This is a genomic window from Enterococcus sp. AZ126 (genome assembly GCF_051714545.1).
Lineage (GTDB): Bacteria > Bacillota > Bacilli > Lactobacillales > Enterococcaceae > Enterococcus_L.
Genome location: NZ_JBIOSB010000001.1, coordinates 433075 through 451653, shown reverse-complemented (window position 1 = coordinate 451653; position 18579 = coordinate 433075). Strand labels below are relative to the sequence as shown.

Here is an 18579-nt window from a genome sequence, read left to right as displayed (position 1 = left end):
AGGTGCATTATGCTGGTTAATGGGTATCAAGCAGTGAAAACTATGATTTAAGCTTAGTTTAAGGTAAGTAGAATAAAGTAATAATTGTTCACAGGAAATATTATACAACTACACGGCAAGGATCAAGCATTTGTTTTATAGTATCAAGTTGCAAGATCTAATTTGGTTAGAAAAAATCAAAATGAAATGGACCTAAAATGGCATAGTTGATTTTTTTTATTCGAAACTAGAGGAACCGGCTGCACTTTACGTTGAAATGCAATGAAGATGAGACTGAATGTTGAAAGTATATGGTGACTGAAACAACTATTTTTACTTTATACAAGGAGGAATTAGATGAATTTTATCAAACGCGCATTATTAAGTATGAAGAACAAAAAAGGACGAACATTTTTATTATGTGCTGTCTTTTCAGCGATTCTAATTTTTGTTTTAGCAGGTTTAACAATTCAAAGTGCCGCGCTTACGGCAACAGAGAATGCAAAAAAAAGTGTAGGTGCAACTGTTACACTGTCAGCGAATCGAGAAGCAGCGATGAAAAAAAATCAAGAAGGGGATACAGCAGAAAAGCCAGATCCAGCTAGTTTCAGTTTGACACCCGTTTCATTAGCGGATGCCCAAAAAATTGCTTCTTTAGATAATGTGAAAGCTTATTCGTTTCTATCATCATCATCTGCTGGAGCAGGTGACGGAATTACCCCGATTTCAAATGAATCAGAAAGTCAAAGTACAACAGCTTCAACCGCAAGTGACGATCAAGGAGGTACACAAACAGATGGTCAGCCTCAAGAAGGCGGGCAAATGGGTGCTGGTCCGATGTCTAATATGAAACAAAGTGATTTTCAAGTAAGCGGTGTGATGAATTTGTCTATGTTGAGTGATTTTTCTGACGGGACTGCTGAAATCATAAGTGGAGAAGCAATCACTGAATCTGACAAAGAGACAAATAACGTTGTTATCGAGCAGACCTTGGCTGAGGCAAACGAATTAGCAGTGGGTGATACATTTAAAGTGACTGATCCTGAAGATGATACAAAAACGTATGATTTAACCATCAAAGGAATTTATAAAACGACTGAAAACGGTGATAGCATGGGAATGATGTTTAATTTCCTAAATCCTGCCAATACGCTATATACATCTTATACCTTTGCAAATACGTTAAAAGGCGATGACGCTAAAGATACGATCGATTCAGCATCCTACACGTTAAATGATCCGAAACAAATGGACACATTCGTTGAAGCGGCAGAAAAATTGATTGATACAGAAAAGTTCAGTTTACAAACCAATGATCAAGCATATCAACAAATGCTACAGCCTCTAAATAACGTGGCAAGTTTTGCTAAAAATATTGTGATTTTAGTGGCAATAGCTGGAGTGATTATATTAACGTTGATTGTTATGATGACAATCAGAGAAAGACGCTACGAAATTGGCGTATTATTATCCCTTGGAGAATCTCGTTTTAAAGTTATTCTGCAATTTTTCAGTGAAATCATTATTTGTATGTTTGTTGCATTGGTGATTGCGACCTTTAGTGGAAATATTGTAGGAAATGTCGTCGGTGAGCAGTTGATCAACCAGCAAACAGAAACCGTTCAGCAAACTGGAAATAATCAAGGTCAACCGACAGAAAAAGATGGAATAGGCGGACAACAAGGACAAGGTGGACCAGGAGGAATGAGCAGACTCGGTGCAAGTTCAAAAGAAGCAGCTAAAGCCATCGAGGAATTAAATATCTCCGTTCAACCAAAAGAAATTGCTACACTAGCTGGAGTAGGACTCTTGATCAGCTTTTTTTCAATTGTACTATCTTCCATTGGAATTTTAAGACTACAGCCTAAAAAAATCTTGACCACATAGAAAAGAGGAATTACGATGTTGCAAACACAAGAAGTAGGATATTGGTACAATAATGAACAGGAATTTCTTTATAAGCATGTAAATTTAGAATTTCAGCGTGGAAAAATGTATGCAATTTTAGGAGCGAGCGGTTCTGGTAAGACGACATTTCTTTCGTTGATTGCAGGATTAGATATTCCTAAAACAGGTGACATTCTTTATAATGGTGATACACTCTCTAAAATCGGTCTTAGAAATTACCGCAAAAATGAGGTGTCAATCATTTTTCAAGCATATAATCTATTACCTTATATGTCAGCCTTAGATAATATTTTGACCGCAATGGCGATAGCAAACTCAAAGCAAGCGGATAAACAAGCGTATGCGTTAGAAAACTTAGCGAAGGTAGGGATCGATGAAACATTAGCTAAAAAGAATGTGAACCAGCTGTCAGGCGGTCAACAACAACGCATAGCAATCGTTAGAGCACTTTGTTGTGATCATGAACTGATCGTAGCTGATGAACCTACAGGGAATTTAGATGAAAAAACGTCGAAAGATATTGTTGAATTGTTCCAAAAAGTGGCCCATGAACAGAAAAAATGTATTATCATTGTGACCCATGAACAAGAAGTAGCAAAAGCTTGTGATGAAGTATATGAATTGAAAGATCAAGTATTTCAATTAATTAAATAGCAAATAATAACCAAGACGATTTTGGCAACTTCGTCTTGGTTATTATTTGCTAGAAGAAAATCGAAGTTGATTTTCCCGATTTTTTGTTAACGTATTTGTTCCTTTTAATTTTTAAACGTTTCATCTGTCGATCGGCGATTTGACGAGTAGAGATAGTATCCTCTTATTGGTTCTAAAGAAAAAAAGCATGACTAATGAAATATTTAGAGAAAACAATTCTTAAAATAAGCAAACCATTTCCTACAAGCTAGGAATAGTGTTAGAAATATCTAGAGCGTGTTTAGCAGCTGAAAAAAATAGCAGAATTTGTAGTGAAGTTGCCGGCGAATCTCAGTCGATTCGTTTTTTTTAAAATTGGTGTAGATCATATCTAGTGTTTATCTTATAGGATTTCTGCAGCTATATTGACGATCGCACAAAAGTGATGAAAATAGAATAGATGGACTAAAACGGTGCTTAAAAGAGTTTGTTTTTGTCTATTTTCAATTTCTTTTTTCTTAGTAGTCTGCTTTTTTTTCAGTAAATGTTATAATTTATTGGAAGTGGATCGAGAAAGAAGTGAACAAGATGAATAAGCGATGGAAATGGTCTATTACAGGAGGAGTGCTCCTTTTGTTTTTTATCTTTTTAAGTACCTGTTACTTTAACAAAGAAAATGGGCTTTTTGAAGAACATTTATCGCAAAAGCAACAAAGTAGTCCTAAAGACATAATTTCGAAGTCTGACGGTAAAAAAAATATCGATCAGATAATCAAAGATGCCCATTTTCAAGGTACAGCTCTGCTCGTTAGACAAGACCAGATTTTTTATCAACAAAGTTATGGGTATGCAGACGTACAAAATAAGCGCCTAAATAAAATAGACGGATTATTTCCAATTGCTTCATTACAAAAGATAATTACAGGTTCGATTATTCTAGAATTGGTGAAAGAGGGTAAACTTAAATTAGACACTACATTAGATACTTTTTATCCAGAAATCGATTTAAGTCAGACCATCACGATTAAACAACTGCTTGATCACAATTCAGGTATTGTTATGGCAGAAGAGGAACCAGAAAAACTTTTGACAAGTCAGGAAAGCCAGATGGATAATGTTTTGAATAGCTTGTCTCTGGTAGGAAATAAAGAATTTAATTACACGAATAGTAACTATACAATATTAGCTGGCATTATCTCCAAACTCACAGGTCAACCTTATGAAGATGTCGTCCAAAAGAGAGTGATCGATAAGCTATCATTACGTCATACTTATTTTTGGGATAATCTACCTAAAGACGAAACTATTCCAACGCCATATTTTTATACAAAAAATGATTACCAAGCAGATCCATTTCCAGCGAGTGAAAAATTATTTTCTAGTTTATTAGGAGCAGGCAATATGTATATGTCCACTGAGGATTTTTGGGTATTTATTCAAAGTTTAGCGAATGGACAGCTTTTTGAACAAGCGGAATATGAGAAACTAGCGTCTGTTAAGGAAGAAGGGTATCAGGCTGGGATGATCTATTTTGATGATTTGAAATATTCACAAGGTAGCTTAGGCGGGTATGAAACAGTTATTTATGGGGATCAAACGAATCAAAATCTGGTTATTCTGTTTGCAAATCAACCTGCAAGCGATGGGATGCAAGTTTTAAGCGAAGAACTATACAATCAGTTACTAGACATGTAATCGTTATTTGTGAAAAAAATGAAAAAGAGATAGGAAGTTTTTCATTTTTATGCTATTATTTTTAATAAATCAATTGAAGAAGGTGAAGAGATGCCACTATTATTTGGAACGGCAGAATTTAACGAACAAGATCATTTAACGATCGGTGGTTGCGATACGGTTCGTTTAGCTGAAAAATATGGAACCCCACTATTTGTTTATGATGTTACACATATTCGGGAGCGTGCAAGAGGATTCAAACAAACATTCAACTCTTTAGGAGTAAAAAATAAGGTGATTTACGCAAGTAAGGCATTCTGTTGTCTAGCGATGTATAAACTTTTAGAAGAAGAGGAATTAGGGTGTGATGTGGTTTCTGCTGGAGAAATCTATACGGCAATCAAAGCTGGTATGTCTCCTGAAAATATAGAATTCCACGGAAATAATAAGACCAAAGAAGAATTGGAATATGCTGTAGAACAAGGTGTAGGGACGATTATTATCGATAATTTTTATGAAATCGATCTATTAAGTGCTGTTTTAAAAGAAAAAGACAAAAAGCAAAACGTTATGTTTCGGATTACACCGGGCGTAGATGCAGAAACGCATGAGTATATTTTAACAGGACAAGTTGATTCTAAATTTGGATTCGATGTAAATAGTGGACAAGCGACACAAGCATTAGAAAAAATCTTAGCAGATGAACGTTTGATTTTAAAAGGAGCGCATTGTCATATCGGGTCACAGATTTTTTCTGCCGAAGGATTTTTAGCAGCGGTTGAGAAGATGTTGCTTATTTTAAACGAATGGAAAAAAGCGTTTGATTATACTGTCGATATTTTAAATATGGGCGGCGGTTTTGGTGTGCAGTATACGGAAGCAGACGATCCGTTAGAACCAGAAGCTTTTGTCAAAGCGATCGTAAGTGGGGTCAAAGGCCAATGTGAGTTGTTAAATTACACATTTCCAGAAATATGGATCGAACCTGGCCGCAGTATTATCGCCGAAGCGGGAACAACGATTTATAGTGTTGGTTCACAAAAAAATATTCCCAATGTACGTCACTATATCTCAGTGGATGGTGGAATGGGGGATAATATTCGCCCAGCCCTGTATGATGCAGTGTATGATGGCTTTTTAGCTAATAGAATCAGTACAGAACCATCAGAAGAAATGAGGATCGTCGGCAAATATTGTGAATCTGGCGATATTTTGATTAAAAATATCGAGTTACCACCAATGGAACCAGAAGATTTATTTGCTATGACAAGTACAGGTGCGTATGGCTATTCAATGGCGAATAATTATAATCGTAATTTGAAACCAGCTGTCGTTTTTGTTGAAAATGGGCAAGATAAATTAGTCATTCGTCGAGAGACTTATGCAGATTTGATTTCATTAGACTGTGAGTGATAAACGAATTAAAAAACTGGGATAGAAGCATTTAATCCCGAATAAGCTACCGTTTATTTGCGTTTAGGGTGTGAAACAAAAGTACGTTTACTTTTGTTTCACACCCTTTATTTTGGGTCCACTCATACTTTATTTCTTAAATAAGAGTATAATGAAAGAAGGAACAAATTATTTAGGATTGAGGTGACGTACTTGAAGTGGATTGTGTTGATTTTAATTATTTTAGTGATTTTGATTATTGCAGTTTCTTTTTATGCAGCGAATTTTTTCTTGAATGTAGCACTTTTTAGAGATAATAATTGGTATGATAAAACTGGTCATAAGATGATGAATCCAGATAATTTCAATAAAGGAAAGTCTAAATATGATCTTATTGAAGAGGAACAAAATCAACAAGGGGATGAATTTTGGCAGGAAGGATTTGCTAAAGATCATTGGTTAAAAACAGATGGAGAGAATCTTTATAGTCGCTTGATCATCCCACATCCCGAAAGTAAAAAGTGGGTCATTTGTGTTCATGGTTATCGTTCTTATGGCAAACGGGATATGGCTTTTGTAGCATCTAAGTTTTCTGAACAGCAGTATAATATCTTGATACCGGATTTGAGAGCACATGGAAAAAGTACAGGCAATATTATTGGTATGGGCTGGCTAGATCGTCTAGATTTATTAAAATGGATTCAAGAAGTGATCGACATTGAACAAGCAGCTGAAATTATCTTATTTGGCGGATCGATGGGCGCGGCAACGGTGATGATGACAAGTGGTGAACGATTACCCCAAAACATTAAGGGCTTAGTTGTAGATTGTGGGTATTCATCTGTTTACGATGAGTTTGGGGCAATGTTGCGTTCTGCATTCAAATTACCTGCATTTCCTATATTGACCATCGCTGATCTATTAGCGAAAAAGAAAGTCGGTTATTCGCTTAAAGATGCGTCTTCGGTAGCGCAATTGACTAAAAATCATTTACCTACATTGTTTATCCACGGTACAGGCGATAAGTTTGTTCCACATCAAATGCTCTATCAAAATATGGAAGCTTCAAATGGTGTGAAAGAAAGTTTGATCATTGAAAAAGCACCTCACCTATCCTCGTTCATTTATGAACCAGAACACTATTTTGATACGGTTTTTGCATTTGTTCATCGTTATTGTTAAAGAGAGGGGAAATCATATGGATGCCAAAAATAAGCAACAGAAGTTGAATTTAGGAATTATCTTGATTTTGATGGCGGCTGCGTTAAGTAGCTTAGGACAATTGGCATGGAAATTTGGTGCGGATGGAACTGGATATTATGCAATTATTCTTTATGCAATTGGTTTTTTTGCAGCAGGAGCTGGCATGTTTGTTATGATGGCAGCCTTCCGTTATGGTGAAGTGTCTATTTTACAACCGATGATGAGCTTGGGGTTTGCACTGTCCATCGTTTTAGGTGCATTGTTTTTAAACGAAAGTGTTACGTGGTATAAATTATTAGGAACAGCTTTCATTATTGCAGGATCGATTCTTTTAGGGATTGAAGGAAACGAGGAAAAGATATGATCAATTACGCAACGATTGTAACGATTTTGATCATTACGACTTTTTCTGGCAGTGCAGGTGCATTAGCTTTGAGAAAAGGAATGAATGATTTACCTCAGTTGACCTTCAAGTTAGTATTGAAGAGTGGATGGATTTATTTAGGTTCTTTACTATATATTTTAAGTGCAGTAACCAATATCGTATTATTGAAATTCTTAGATTATTCAATTGCGTTTCCAATGACATCTTTGACGTATGTTTGGACCGTGATTATCAGTTATTTTATTTTTAAAGAAAAGCTAAGTATTCGTAAAGTGCTAGCTGTAATTTTGATTATTATGGGTGTATTTATTATTAGTCAGTAAGGCTTGTGATTGGCAAAGTAATTGTTCGCATTGTATTATAGACTAAAGAACAGGAGGGGTTACTATGACTGGCAAATCAAAAGGAATCGACAAAATCAAATTATTGCAAGCAGTAACAACGATTGTTACAGGAATCTTCATGTTGAATGCTGTATTAAAAGCAAATAAAAAATAAAAAAACTTATTTGTAAAAAAATGGCACAAAAATGTGTAGAACTGAAAGGTTTGTTTCTGCTTCAACCGTTTATTTAAAATTAAAGGATGAGATTAAAGTGATTTTTACTTTTGTCTCATCCCTTTTTTATTTTTCGATTGAAAAATCGAATGCAACAGTCAGTATAGTGCCAGAAATGATGATAGGGACTACATTAAATTAAAAAAAATAACATCTATTTAATGTTCGTTTTAAAACAGCATAAGTATTTACAACTTTACAATAAGTTATTTACATGTATTTTTGAGTGTTGTATAATAAAATCTTAAATGAGGTGTTATATAACATGTGTAAAAAGATATATTATTATCCATAGTAATTGAAGAGGAAATACATATATATAAGAAGGTAATGTTAATGCTAAAAGCATTTTAAAAAAATTTGCTTATTAGGCGTACACATTATTGCTGAAACATAAATAAGAGTCAGATTAAAAAACCTGACTCTTACCGAGCACTCTTTAAAAGAACTTAACGAATACCCAAAGCAATCCGAGCATATCGTGACATTTTATCAGTTGTCCAAGCTGGGTACCAAACTAATTTTACTTCTGGATTTTTCACTTCGGGAATTTCTTTTAAGGCCTCGTGAATTTGTTCGGTCAGAACATCAGCTAACGGACAGCCCATGGTTGTTAAGGTCATTTTGACGACAGTATCCCCAGTTTGGGCGAATTCAACCTCATAAATTAAGCCTAAATTAACGATATCTATACCAAGTTCAGGGTCTATTACTGTTTCCAGCGCTGTTAAAATCTGTTCTTTAATATCGTCAATCTCTTCAGCAGACCATTCTTGATTTGTTTCAGTCATTGTATCTACTCCTTATTTTTAGTCGTCCACTGAGCTTCTACGAATCTCTTCGTAAGGGCAATAATGGAACTCTTACAGACTTTATTCTTTTCCATATGATACCTTTTTTTAAATACTTTGTAAATGAGAATCTTTTTCAATGAAAAGTGTTTGATCAGTGGAACAACTCAATAGCATGTGAGGCCAATTTAAAATTGTAGCGTAAAAAGCATCAACTCATGTTCAGTTGCGTTAATAATATTATGTTGGGTAAAGGCTTCTAAAAATATGGCATCCCCTTCTTGCAGGATGAGGACCTCATCTTTTAGTTCGATTGTTGCTTCACCTTTTATCACATAATTGATCTCGCAAAGATTATGAGCGATTTTTTTACCACTAGATGATGATTGGGCATCAATATAAATTTTTGAGATCACCATATTGTTTGTATGTACTGGTAAATTGAACAATGTATCATAATAAGTAGAGTTTGTTTGCCAAGGATTATAAATTGTACCAGAAGAATTTCGAATGACTTTATACCCATTCTCTGAGGTTTCATCATCTTGTATCACTTGGGGTGCTTCATTGGCTAAGAGTGAGGCAACCGTCACGTCTAATGCGTCAGCAATTTTTCTCAACGCTTCAAGCGAAGGACGATTCGTACCACGTTCGATTTGCGACAAGAAACTAGCGGAGTATCCTGTTTTTTCACCTAGTTCGGTTAAAGTGATTCTTTTTTCTTTCCTTAAAATCTTGATTTTTCTAAATTCCATTCATAGCCGTCCTTTGTATAATGTCCTTTTTTCATTCATATTATCTCGGATTCGTTACAAAATTACAAGTACTTAGTTTTTGATTAAAAAAAACAAATATAAATCTCATTATTATATTGACATTTACATAGAGTAAACTTAAAATTGTAACAAATAATTCAAAATTTTTAGTAAAATTTAATTCAAAATTAAAAAAAGATTAGTTATTATTTCTTTTGGATAGATTTACTTTTTTGATTATATTTATTGATTTAAATTGAATATTATTCGGGAGGAAATACTGTGAAGATAACAAAAATCAATGTAGCACCAAAAGCGGTTGAATTAAAAGAACCAATCACGATTTCATTAGGAACGATTGAGCATTCCATGAGTGCAATTGTTGAAATTGAAACGGACGAAGGGATAATTGGTTATGGAGAAGGATCTCCTGGTATTTTGATCACAGGTGAAACGTTAAAAGGTACAACAGAATGTATTCAGTTATTTGAAAAGCAATTATTGGGTGTTGATCCTTTAGATATAGAAAAAATTCATAGTATTATGAATTCTGTTGCGGCTCATGCACCGTCAGCTAAGACTGCAATCGATATTGCTTGTTATGATTTGTTTGGAAAAAAGACAGGGTTACCAGTCTATAAGCTTTTGGGTGGTTTTGATTCGTGTGTCAAAACAGATATGACGATTGGTATCGATCGTCCTGAAATAATGGCTGAAAAAGCAAAACTGGCTGTTTCACAAGGATTTGACACTCTGAAAATCAAAGTAGGTACAGGATTTAATTCGGATATTACTCGTATCCAAACAATTAGAGAAGCAATCGGCAGTAAAATCAATCTGCGTTTAGATGCTAACCAAGGCTGGAAACCTAAAGAAGCCGTCAATACGATCAATCATTTATCACAGTATGATATTGAACTAGTTGAGCAGCCTGTTTCATATCACGATATTGAAGGATTAGCATTTGTCACAAATAACGTATCGATCCCAATTATGTCAGACGAAAGCTGTTTTAATTCCAAAGATGCTTTACGTTTGATCAAAGCTCGGGCAGTAGACTTCGTGAATATTAAGTTAATGAAATGTGGCGGTATCCATGAAGCACTAAAAATCAATAGTATTTGTGAAGCGGCTGGCGTTGAATGTATGATCGGTTGTATGGTGGAAGAAACCAACATCGGTGTGACCGCAGCAGCACATTTGGCCGCAGCGACTAAAAATATTACTCGAGCAGATTTAGATGCAACCTTTGGACTTAATGAGGTGGCGATTCCTGGTGGTGTAGGACTGGAAGCTACTAGTTTGATTTCTTTGTCCGATAAAGCAGGCTTAGGTTTGAATAAATAAGAAAGGTGAGTGCTATGTATTACGATTTAAAATTTATGAGTGTGCCATTACCAGAAGATATCATCAAATTGAAGAATTATGGTGATTTTAAAGGAGCCGAAAAGTTAATTGAATACCTACTATCAAAAAAAATACCAGAAGCATTGAGAAAACGTTTAGAAATCGAACAAGACATCATTCGGATTGTCGGAATCAATGAGTATCCTTTTGACTTTATTGAGGCCAACAAGATGATGAAAGAGACATTTAAAGATTATGAAGAACAAGAATTGACTAACTTAAAAGACACAGGAAAAGTTGATTGGCTTTATATTGACGGCACGATTCATTTTCAACGTCGATTTTTACTAAATTTGATCAAGACACAAGCAGATTATGAAGCAAGGTTGATTGTCAAAGAGGATAACGAGGTAGATCGTTTACGAAAACAAGAGTTGACTCAGAATGTTCAAAAGATGAAAGAGCAAGGGAGCCGCAAAGTAAAGATTCATTTGAAAACGAGCATACAAGTAAAAAAAGAATATGAACGTCCAGGAGAAACCGTTAGAGTGTACTTACCCTTACCTAAAGATTGTAAGCAAGTATCAGATATTCAAATTTTAAAAACCTCACCTGAAGCAACGTTTATTGCACCAGAAAAAGAAGCACAGCGAACCGTATACTTTGAAACGATTTTGAAAGAAAATCAAGTGTTCTCAGTAGAATACTGCTACACGAATCAAGTTGATTATGTAACATTAGATCCAGAAAAAGTTTCTGAGATCCAACCACAATTTGAATTAAGTGAAGAGTTGCCACACATTCGGTTCACACCTTATTTAGAACAGCTACTTGATGAAATTTTATCAGGTGAGACGAATCCGATCAAGAAAGCGCGAAAAATCTATGATTTTATCACGACTCAAGTCAATTATTCGTTTATGCGAGAATATTTTACCATTGAGAACATTTCAGAATATGCTGCCGTCAATTTAAAAGGCGATTGTGGTGTTCAAGCTATTTTGTTCATTACTTTATGCCGGATGGCTAACATTCCCGCAAAATGGCAGTCAGGCCTCTATGTATCACAATATTATACGGGGTGCCATGACTGGGCACAATTTTATGTAGCACCTTACGGATGGGTTTTCGCTGATCTATCATTTGGTGGGGGTGCACGTAGAAATGGTGATTTGGATCGGTGGAATTACTACTTTGGTAATCTTGATATTTTCAGAATGCCTGCAAATAGTGAAATCCAAAGAGAGTTTAATCCGCCAAAACATTTTTTACGAGCAGACCCGATAGACAATCAACGCGGGGAATTTGAATATGAAAACCAAGGTCTTCCTTATGCATACTTAGATGTGAAACAAACGTTAGTTTCAATGGAGGAACTTGTGTAATAAATAAAAAAAAGAAGGAAAAGGTGGAACGTATGAAAAAAGGGTTAAAACAAAGTATTACATTGATCACGACAATGCTGTTACTTGCAGCTTGCGGGGGAAGTACAAGTGGTAAGTCAGCAGATAGCTCAGAAAAAAAGAATGCAGCAGATCAAAAATCATCAAAAGTACTGAATTTAATGGAAGCATCAGAAGTGGGGTCAATGGACACGATTTTCACTCAAGATGAGCCGAGTGTAAATGCACAATCTAACGTGTTTGAAGGATTGTATCAATTAGATGAAAAAGACAATGTTATTCCAGCTGTTGCAAAAGAAATGCCAGAAATTTCAGAAGATGGTAAAACGTATACGATTAAATTAAGAGATGATGCAAAGTGGTCAAATGGAGACAAAGTAACAGCAAATGATTTCGTTTTTGCTTGGAAAAAAATGGCGGATCCTAAAAATCAAGCGAATTACTTTTTCTTAATGGATGGCACGATTCTAAACGGGACAGAAATCGTGAATGAAGAAAAATCAGCTGATGAATTAGGTGTCAAAGCTTTAGATGACTATACACTTGAAATCCAAATGGCAAAACCAGTAACGTATTTCACGTCGTTACTAGCATTTTCACCATTTTTCCCACAAAATGAAAAATTTGTGACAGAAAAAGGCAAAGACTATGGAACGTCAAGCGAAAATATTGTTTCTAACGGTCCATTTTTGATGGAAAATTGGGATCAATCCTCAATGTCATGGGATCTAGTCCAAAATCCAGATTATTATGATGCGGAGAAAGTAAAATCTGAAAAAATCCACTTTGAAGTATTGAAAGAAACAAATACAGTCTTTAATCTTTATGAATCGGGTGAACTGGATGTAGCCATTCTTACAGGTGATTTTGCGAAACAAAATAAGGACAATCCAGATTATGAAGCCATACAACGTTCAAAAGTCTACTCATTACGAATGAACCAAAAGAGAAATGATAAGCCGTCGATTTTTGCAAACGAAAATGTTCGTAAAGCAGTTGCATACGCACTAGATAAGAAAAGTTTAGTGGAAAATATTTTAGCAGATGGTTCCAAAGACATTTACGGCTATATTCCTAAGGATTTCGTAGCGAATCCTGAAACAGGAGAAGATTTTAGAAAAGAAGCTGGCGATTTGGTAAAAACAGATGAAAAATTAGCAAATGAATATTTAGACAAAGCCAAAAAAGAATTAAACGGTGATGTGACGATTGAATTATTGTCTAAAGATGGTGACGGTGATAAAAAAGTAGCTGAGTTTATTCAAGGACAATTAGAAAAAACATTGCCAGGCTTAAAAGTCAATGTCAAAACTGTTCCTTTAAATAATTCGATCGAACTAATGAAAAAAGGGGACTATGAACTTTCTGTCAGTATGTGGGGACCAGATTACCAAGACCCGATGACATTTTTAGAAAGCTCAGTTAGCACAAAAAACAAAACAAGTTACCGTAGTGAAAAATATGATCAGTTGATCGATGATGCTTCTAATAAGTATGCCAATGATCCTGAAAAGCGTTGGGAAACGTTGATCGCTGCTGAAAAAGTTTTAATAGAAGAAGATGTTGCGTTAATTCCATTATATCAACAAGCGAGAGGACAATTAGTCCGTCCAGGTGTTGAAGGGATTGAATATCACAACTTTGGTGCAACGAGCACTTATAAAAATGCGTATATCAAAGATTAAATGAGTAAGATCTAAAATGTTACTAAAAAATCAAAAATCTTCTAACAGAAAAACTTGACCTCAATTAGATTTGCTTGTATTATACTACTTGGGCACCTTTGAGAAGGTCAGAAGTTTACAACGAATTCCAGCTCCCTATTCTTTTTGGATAGGGAGCTTTTGTTTTTTATCATTAAAAAACAAGTTGTTGTTCACTCATCTCTAAAAATCTATTTTGAGAAAGGGTTTTTTATATTATGACAAAATATATCTTTGTTACAGGCGGCGTAGTTTCTTCGATTGGGAAGGGAATTGTTGCAGCATCTTTAGGACGTTTATTAAAAAATCGCGGCTTGAAAGTAACGATTCAAAAATTTGATCCATACATCAATGTGGATCCAGGCACAATGAGTCCTTACCAACATGGAGAAGTTTTTGTCACAGATGATGGTGCTGAAACCGATTTGGATTTGGGTCACTATGAACGTTTTATTGATATCAACTTAAATAAATATTCAAACGTCACAACAGGGAAAATTTATTCAGAAGTGTTGAGAAAAGAGCGCAAAGGCGAGTATTTAGGTGCTACAGTACAAGTTATTCCTCATATTACGAATGAAATCAAAGATAAAATCATGCGTGCAGCCAGTATGACAGATGCAGATATTATTATTACTGAAGTTGGCGGAACCGTTGGAGATATCGAATCTTTGCCATTTTTAGAAGCATTACGTCAAATGAAAGCTGAAGTAGGTAGCGACAATGTAATGTATATCCACACAACCTTGATTCCTTACTTAAAAGCTGCTGGCGAAATGAAAACTAAACCAACCCAACATAGCGTAAAAGAACTACGCAGTTTAGGAATTCAACCGAATATCTTAGTTGTCCGTACAGAATTACCAGTTTCTCAAGGAACAAAAAATAAATTGGCTCAATTTTGTGATGTGGCTCCAGAAGCTGTTATCGAATCACGAGATGTAGAAACATTATATTCGATTCCATTAGCCTTGCAGGCGCAGAACATGGACCAAATTGTCTGTGATCATTTAAAAATAGATGCACCAATTGCTGATATGACTGAGTGGCGTGCGCTAGAAGAAAAAGTATTAGGCTTGAAGAAAACAACTAAAATTGCTTTAGTAGGGAAATATGTAGAACTTCCCGATGCATATCTTTCAGTCGTTGAAGCTTTGAAACATGCTGGTTTTGCGTTTGATTCTGATATTACAATTGATTGGGTCGACTCGCAGGCATTGAATGAGAATAATGTTGCAGCTATCTTAAATGATGCTGACGGTATCTTGGTACCAGGTGGCTTTGGTGATCGCGGAGTGGAAGGAAAGATCGAAGCAATCCGTTTTGCTCGTGAAAATGACGTACCGTTTTTAGGAATTTGTTTAGGGATGCAAATGGCTTGTGTTGAATTTGCTCGCAACGTTGTAAAACTAGAAGATGCAGGCTCTGCTGAAAACAACCCAGGTATTCTTAACAATATTATTGATTTGATGGCAGATCAAGAAAATGTAGAAAACCTTGGTGGAACGCTACGTTTAGGCTTATATCCATGTAAACTTAAAAAAGGCAGTGTAACAGCTGCTGCCTATGAAGGCCAAGAAGTCGTTCAAGAACGCCATCGTCATCGTTATGAATTCAATAATAAATACCGTCAATTATTTGAAGAAAATGGCTTGGTCTTTTCAGGTGTTTCCCCAGATAATCGTTTAGTTGAAATTGTTGAGATACCAGAGAATAAATTCTTTGTGGCTGCTCAATTTCATCCAGAATTGATTTCTAGACCAAATAGACCGCAGCATTTATTCAAAGGATTTGTTGAGGCTGCTTTAAATAATCAGTAAAAAATAAAAGCGTAGGAACAACTTCAAAAGTTGTCTCTACGCTTATTTTTTCTTTATATATCAGCCAGAAGATGTTCTTCTTCTGGCTGCACTATTTGGAACCGGTGGTGTTGAAGGTTGGCTAGGGACTTCACTACTCTCGGTCGGAGCAGTCGGTTCTGGCGGCTCCGTCTGTTGAGTAGAGGTAGCTGGTGGTTCAACCGATTGAGTAGAGGAAGACTCTGTTTGTGAAGGAACGGTAGTAGTAGAGCTGCTTGTTGTTCCTGTTTCAGAACTCACTGGGTTTTCCCATGATGAAGAACTTTCATTGCCTGAATTCGACGGTAATAATTGTTCTTCATAAGCACCTTTTACATACAATTCATTCCCTGAGCGTATAACAGTATCCGGCATGACCCAGTCGTCATTTGAGACGCCTTCAGACAGATATGTCATCATTTCTCTGTAGACATCAGAAGCAGTTCCCCAATATTCATAAGGAATAGGGGTTAATCGCTGTTTATAGCCCGTCCAAACAGAAACAGCATAATGAGGTGTATAACCAACAAACGTGCTGTCAGGAGCAATACTAGACGACTCAGAGGCCCCTATTTTAGCAAGATCCTCATCAGTATAGTTGGCTGTTCCAGTTTTTCCAGCTTGGATCAGACCAGGAACGCCTGCGTTGAAGGCTGTACCGCCAGAAATAACATCTTTAAGCATATCTGTCATCATATAAGCAGTTGAATCTTTCATTGCGCGTTTACTTTCTGTTTCGGTCACATCTTCAGAGCCATCTTGATAGACGACTTTGTTTACGTAATAAGGCTTGTTATAAACACCCATATTCGCAAACGAGGCATAGGCAGCTGCTAATTTTAGAGAAGACACGCCATATTTATTGCCGTCTAATTCACTCGTATTACTAGATATTGCATTTGCAGCGACAATATCTTTAAATTCAATCCCTAAATCTTTAAGGAAGTCAGCAGATTTGTCACTTCCAACAGCATCGAATGTTCTTATAGCTGTTGTATTACGAGAATACATGATCGCTTTACGCATAGTTAGAGCCCCGTAATATTGCATATCTGCATTTGTAACAGGAATATTGGTTCCTTCATAGGTCGTGGGTTGATCCATCATGATGCGGCCTGTTGAATAATTCAAGTTCTCGATGGCAGGACCGTAGTCTGCGATCGGTTTCATCGTTGATCCGACATCCCGATCTGTTTCAATAGCTAAATTTGAACCCAATTGGACATCGTCTGGAATGTTTCGTCCTCCGATTTGCGCTTTGACCTGTCCCGTTTTGACATCGATCACAGTTGAAGCAACCTGAAAATCTGGATCAGGATATTCTACATAAGTATCGCTGTTGATAATATCATACAAACGTTTTTGCGCATCCATGTCAAGATTGGTATGGATGTCCAAGCCATCTGTATAAGGATTTTTCCCCATCTTTTCTACTTCAGCGATAACTTCTCTGATGTAGTTGTCAACAATTTTACGATTTTCATTTGATTGTTTTAAAGGTTGTAAACCATCATCGATCGGAGTCGCTTTAGCCTCTTCGTACTCTTTTTCTGTGATTTTTTTATTTTCTTTCATGGTATATAAAACGACATCGCGACGTTCTTTAGCAACATCAGGTTTTACATACGGATCGTAGTCATTTGGTGCTTGAGGCATTCCAGCTAGTAGAGCTGTTTGTGGAAGCGATAGCTCAGCTAAGGGTTTTCCAAAATAAGATTGAGCAGCGGTCTCCATGCCGTATAGACCATTTGCCATATACACTTTATTAATGTAATACGTTAAAATCTCTTCTTTTGATTTTTCTTTTTCTAGTTGCATTGCAAGCCAAGCTTCTTGGGCTTTTCGCTTGAGATTTTGATCTTTTTCTTTAGTCGAAAAGTAAGATAGCTTGATCAATTGTTGTGTCAGTGTACTACCACCTTGCAAGCCACCAGTCTTAAAGTTTGAAAAAGCGGAACCCAATATTCGAATTGGATCAACACCGCTATGTTTGTAAAAACGTTTATCTTCAACGGATACGACCGCATCTTTTAGTGACTGCGGTACATCGGTTGGTTTGATCATTTCACGTTTTTCAGCTCCTAATTCTTCAAAGACCTCATTATTCGCGTCATATAATTTTGAAGAAACAGTGGCACTAAGTTTTTCGTCTTCTAATTTAGGCGCATCTTTGGCATAGGACCAGAACAGACCTAAACCAGCTAGAAGACCTATTATTCCAAGCAGAACCAATCCTAAAAATATTTTTAGAAGGATTCGCTTTTTCTTTGGCTTTTTGCCGCCGCTGGACGATGTGTTTGCGGTGCTGTTAGAAGAAGGAGATTGTCCGTGTCTCGCAGCACGTGATCCTATTCCATCAGTTGTCATTAATCGCAACTCCTTTGTTTGATTGAATATGTTGTTTGACCGCATCTAAGTACGGTATTCTAGGTGCAATGCCAACGTGAATTTCTATTCCCTTTTTTTCAATAAGCGTTAAAGGCAACGATTTTTTTCCGCTGCTTTCTTGTTCTAACCAGCACGCTACTAATTCTTCTCCGCTAAAAAAGAAACATTTATTCAATGAAGAGAACCACAATAGAACAAAGCAAATTCCTTTTTGTGCCATACATTGTTGGATATGATCGATCTGGTGTTGATGAAAGTTTTTTAAGGGAAACGAAGTTTTGTTTTTTGTTTCCTTTGCTTCAAAGTCCAGATAGTATCCTTCGTAGACACCATTATAATCAGTGGTAGAGGCTTGTCTAAAGTAAGCTTCTTTGATCACGGCAGCACTACGACTGGGGTAATCTACTTTGACAATTTGAACGGGAGTAGGCTTTTTATGAATAACTGCGATAGTACGAGCTAAATAAAAAGCATTGGTTTTATTGATTTCTTCTTCAAAATCCATTCCTCGTTTACCAAATTGAATTGATTTTTGGTTTTTTACTTGTTTTTTTGATTTGGGTGCTTCATGATTATTATAGGGAGTACCATTAGGATAATGAAAAGCCATTTCTATCACACT

General features: G+C 36.0%; 15 protein-coding genes. 11 read left to right on the top strand and 4 right to left on the bottom strand.

The window, feature by feature from the left end:
- The first annotated feature begins 336 nt into the window (after window positions 1-336).
- From IGI43_RS02165 to IGI43_RS02135, 7 genes are all read left to right on the top strand, one after another.
- The gene (locus IGI43_RS02165; protein WP_438756183.1) at window positions 337-1866 is read left to right on the top strand and encodes an ABC transporter permease; all 1530 of its coding nucleotides are present in this window, start codon (window positions 337-339) and stop codon (window positions 1864-1866) included.
- A 15-nt stretch (window positions 1867-1881) separates the two neighbouring features.
- Window positions 1882-2541 (top strand): ABC transporter ATP-binding protein, encoded by a 660-nt coding sequence (locus tag IGI43_RS02160; protein ID WP_438756182.1) that lies wholly within the window; start codon window positions 1882-1884, stop codon window positions 2539-2541.
- Window positions 2542-3108: 567 nt separating this feature from the next.
- Entirely contained in the window at window positions 3109-4215 is a 1107-nt protein-coding gene (locus IGI43_RS02155; RefSeq protein WP_438756181.1) for a serine hydrolase domain-containing protein, read from the top strand.
- A gap of 90 nt (window positions 4216-4305) precedes the next feature.
- A complete protein-coding gene (gene lysA / locus IGI43_RS02150) occupies window positions 4306-5607 on the top strand; it encodes a diaminopimelate decarboxylase (RefSeq protein WP_438756180.1) in 1302 nt (433 codons plus the stop codon).
- Between the two features lie 192 nt (window positions 5608-5799).
- Window positions 5800-6768 carry an alpha/beta hydrolase gene (locus tag IGI43_RS02145; protein WP_438756179.1) on the top strand — a complete coding sequence of 323 codons (969 nt, stop codon included), beginning with the start codon at window positions 5800-5802 and terminating at the stop codon, window positions 6766-6768.
- A 16-nt stretch (window positions 6769-6784) separates the two neighbouring features.
- Window positions 6785-7153: an EamA family transporter gene (locus IGI43_RS02140; protein WP_438756178.1), complete on the top strand. Its 369-nt coding sequence runs from the start codon at window positions 6785-6787 to the stop codon at window positions 7151-7153.
- Window positions 7150-7497 (top strand): EamA family transporter, encoded by a 348-nt coding sequence (locus tag IGI43_RS02135; RefSeq protein ID WP_438756177.1) that lies wholly within the window; start codon window positions 7150-7152, stop codon window positions 7495-7497. The genes IGI43_RS02140 and IGI43_RS02135 overlap by 4 nt, the downstream gene beginning before the upstream one ends.
- A gap of 684 nt (window positions 7498-8181) precedes the next feature.
- Here IGI43_RS02135 and IGI43_RS02130 read toward each other — a convergent pair.
- Window positions 8182-8523 (bottom strand): metal-sulfur cluster assembly factor, encoded by a 342-nt coding sequence (locus tag IGI43_RS02130; protein ID WP_438756176.1) that lies wholly within the window; start codon window positions 8521-8523, stop codon window positions 8182-8184.
- Between the two features lie 188 nt (window positions 8524-8711).
- Window positions 8712-9278 carry a helix-turn-helix domain-containing protein gene (locus IGI43_RS02125; protein WP_438756175.1) on the bottom strand — a complete coding sequence of 189 codons (567 nt, stop codon included), beginning with the start codon at window positions 9276-9278 and terminating at the stop codon, window positions 8712-8714.
- Between the two features lie 282 nt (window positions 9279-9560).
- On the opposite strand from IGI43_RS02125, the gene IGI43_RS02120 reads away from it, so the two are divergent.
- The 4 genes from IGI43_RS02120 (at window position 9561) to IGI43_RS02105 (ending at window position 15551) form a co-directional block, all read left to right on the top strand.
- Complete coding sequence (locus tag IGI43_RS02120) at window positions 9561-10625, top strand: dipeptide epimerase (RefSeq protein ID WP_438756173.1); 1065 nt, start codon at window positions 9561-9563, stop codon at window positions 10623-10625.
- Between the two features lie 14 nt (window positions 10626-10639).
- A complete protein-coding gene (locus tag IGI43_RS02115; protein ID WP_438756172.1) occupies window positions 10640-12010 on the top strand; it encodes a transglutaminase domain-containing protein in 1371 nt (456 codons plus the stop codon).
- Between the two features lie 32 nt (window positions 12011-12042).
- Window positions 12043-13713 (top strand): peptide ABC transporter substrate-binding protein, encoded by a 1671-nt coding sequence (locus IGI43_RS02110; protein WP_438756171.1) that lies wholly within the window; start codon window positions 12043-12045, stop codon window positions 13711-13713.
- A 236-nt stretch (window positions 13714-13949) separates the two neighbouring features.
- A complete protein-coding gene (locus tag IGI43_RS02105; RefSeq protein ID WP_438756170.1) occupies window positions 13950-15551 on the top strand; it encodes a CTP synthase in 1602 nt (533 codons plus the stop codon).
- A gap of 60 nt (window positions 15552-15611) precedes the next feature.
- Here IGI43_RS02105 and IGI43_RS02100 read toward each other — a convergent pair whose 3' ends face one another.
- Window positions 15612-17936 (bottom strand): PBP1A family penicillin-binding protein, encoded by a 2325-nt coding sequence (locus tag IGI43_RS02100; RefSeq protein ID WP_438756169.1) that lies wholly within the window; start codon window positions 17934-17936, stop codon window positions 15612-15614.
- Window positions 17926-18567, bottom strand: coding sequence for a Holliday junction resolvase RecU (gene recU / locus IGI43_RS02095; RefSeq protein WP_438756168.1), 642 nt, complete (start codon window positions 18565-18567; stop codon window positions 17926-17928). The genes IGI43_RS02100 and recU overlap by 11 nt, the downstream gene beginning before the upstream one ends.
- Between the last annotated feature and the right edge of the window lie 12 nt (window positions 18568-18579).

What these genes read in the sequence shown, in the direction of transcription:
- IGI43_RS02165 (WP_438756183.1), top strand. Translation starts at nt 337, where the DNA reads ATGAATTTTATCAAACGCGCATTATTAAGTATGAAGAACAAAAAAGGA.
- IGI43_RS02160 (WP_438756182.1), top strand. Translation starts at nt 1,882, where the DNA reads ATGTTGCAAACACAAGAAGTAGGATATTGGTACAATAATGAACAGGAA.
- IGI43_RS02155 (WP_438756181.1), top strand. Translation starts at nt 3,109, where the DNA reads ATGAATAAGCGATGGAAATGGTCTATTACAGGAGGAGTGCTCCTTTTG.
- lysA (WP_438756180.1), top strand. Translation starts at nt 4,306, where the DNA reads ATGCCACTATTATTTGGAACGGCAGAATTTAACGAACAAGATCATTTA.
- IGI43_RS02140 (WP_438756178.1), top strand. Translation starts at nt 6,785, where the DNA reads ATGGATGCCAAAAATAAGCAACAGAAGTTGAATTTAGGAATTATCTTG.
- IGI43_RS02135 (WP_438756177.1), top strand. Translation starts at nt 7,150, where the DNA reads ATGATCAATTACGCAACGATTGTAACGATTTTGATCATTACGACTTTT.
- IGI43_RS02130 (WP_438756176.1), bottom strand. Translation starts at nt 8,523, where the DNA reads ATGACTGAAACAAATCAAGAATGGTCTGCTGAAGAGATTGACGATATT.
- IGI43_RS02125 (WP_438756175.1), bottom strand. Translation starts at nt 9,278, where the DNA reads ATGGAATTTAGAAAAATCAAGATTTTAAGGAAAGAAAAAAGAATCACT.
- IGI43_RS02115 (WP_438756172.1), top strand. Translation starts at nt 10,640, where the DNA reads ATGTATTACGATTTAAAATTTATGAGTGTGCCATTACCAGAAGATATC.
- IGI43_RS02110 (WP_438756171.1), top strand. Translation starts at nt 12,043, where the DNA reads ATGAAAAAAGGGTTAAAACAAAGTATTACATTGATCACGACAATGCTG.
- IGI43_RS02105 (WP_438756170.1), top strand. Translation starts at nt 13,950, where the DNA reads ATGACAAAATATATCTTTGTTACAGGCGGCGTAGTTTCTTCGATTGGG.
- IGI43_RS02100 (WP_438756169.1), bottom strand. Translation starts at nt 17,936, where the DNA reads ATGACAACTGATGGAATAGGATCACGTGCTGCGAGACACGGACAATCT.
- recU (WP_438756168.1), bottom strand. Translation starts at nt 18,567, where the DNA reads ATGGCTTTTCATTATCCTAATGGTACTCCCTATAATAATCATGAAGCA.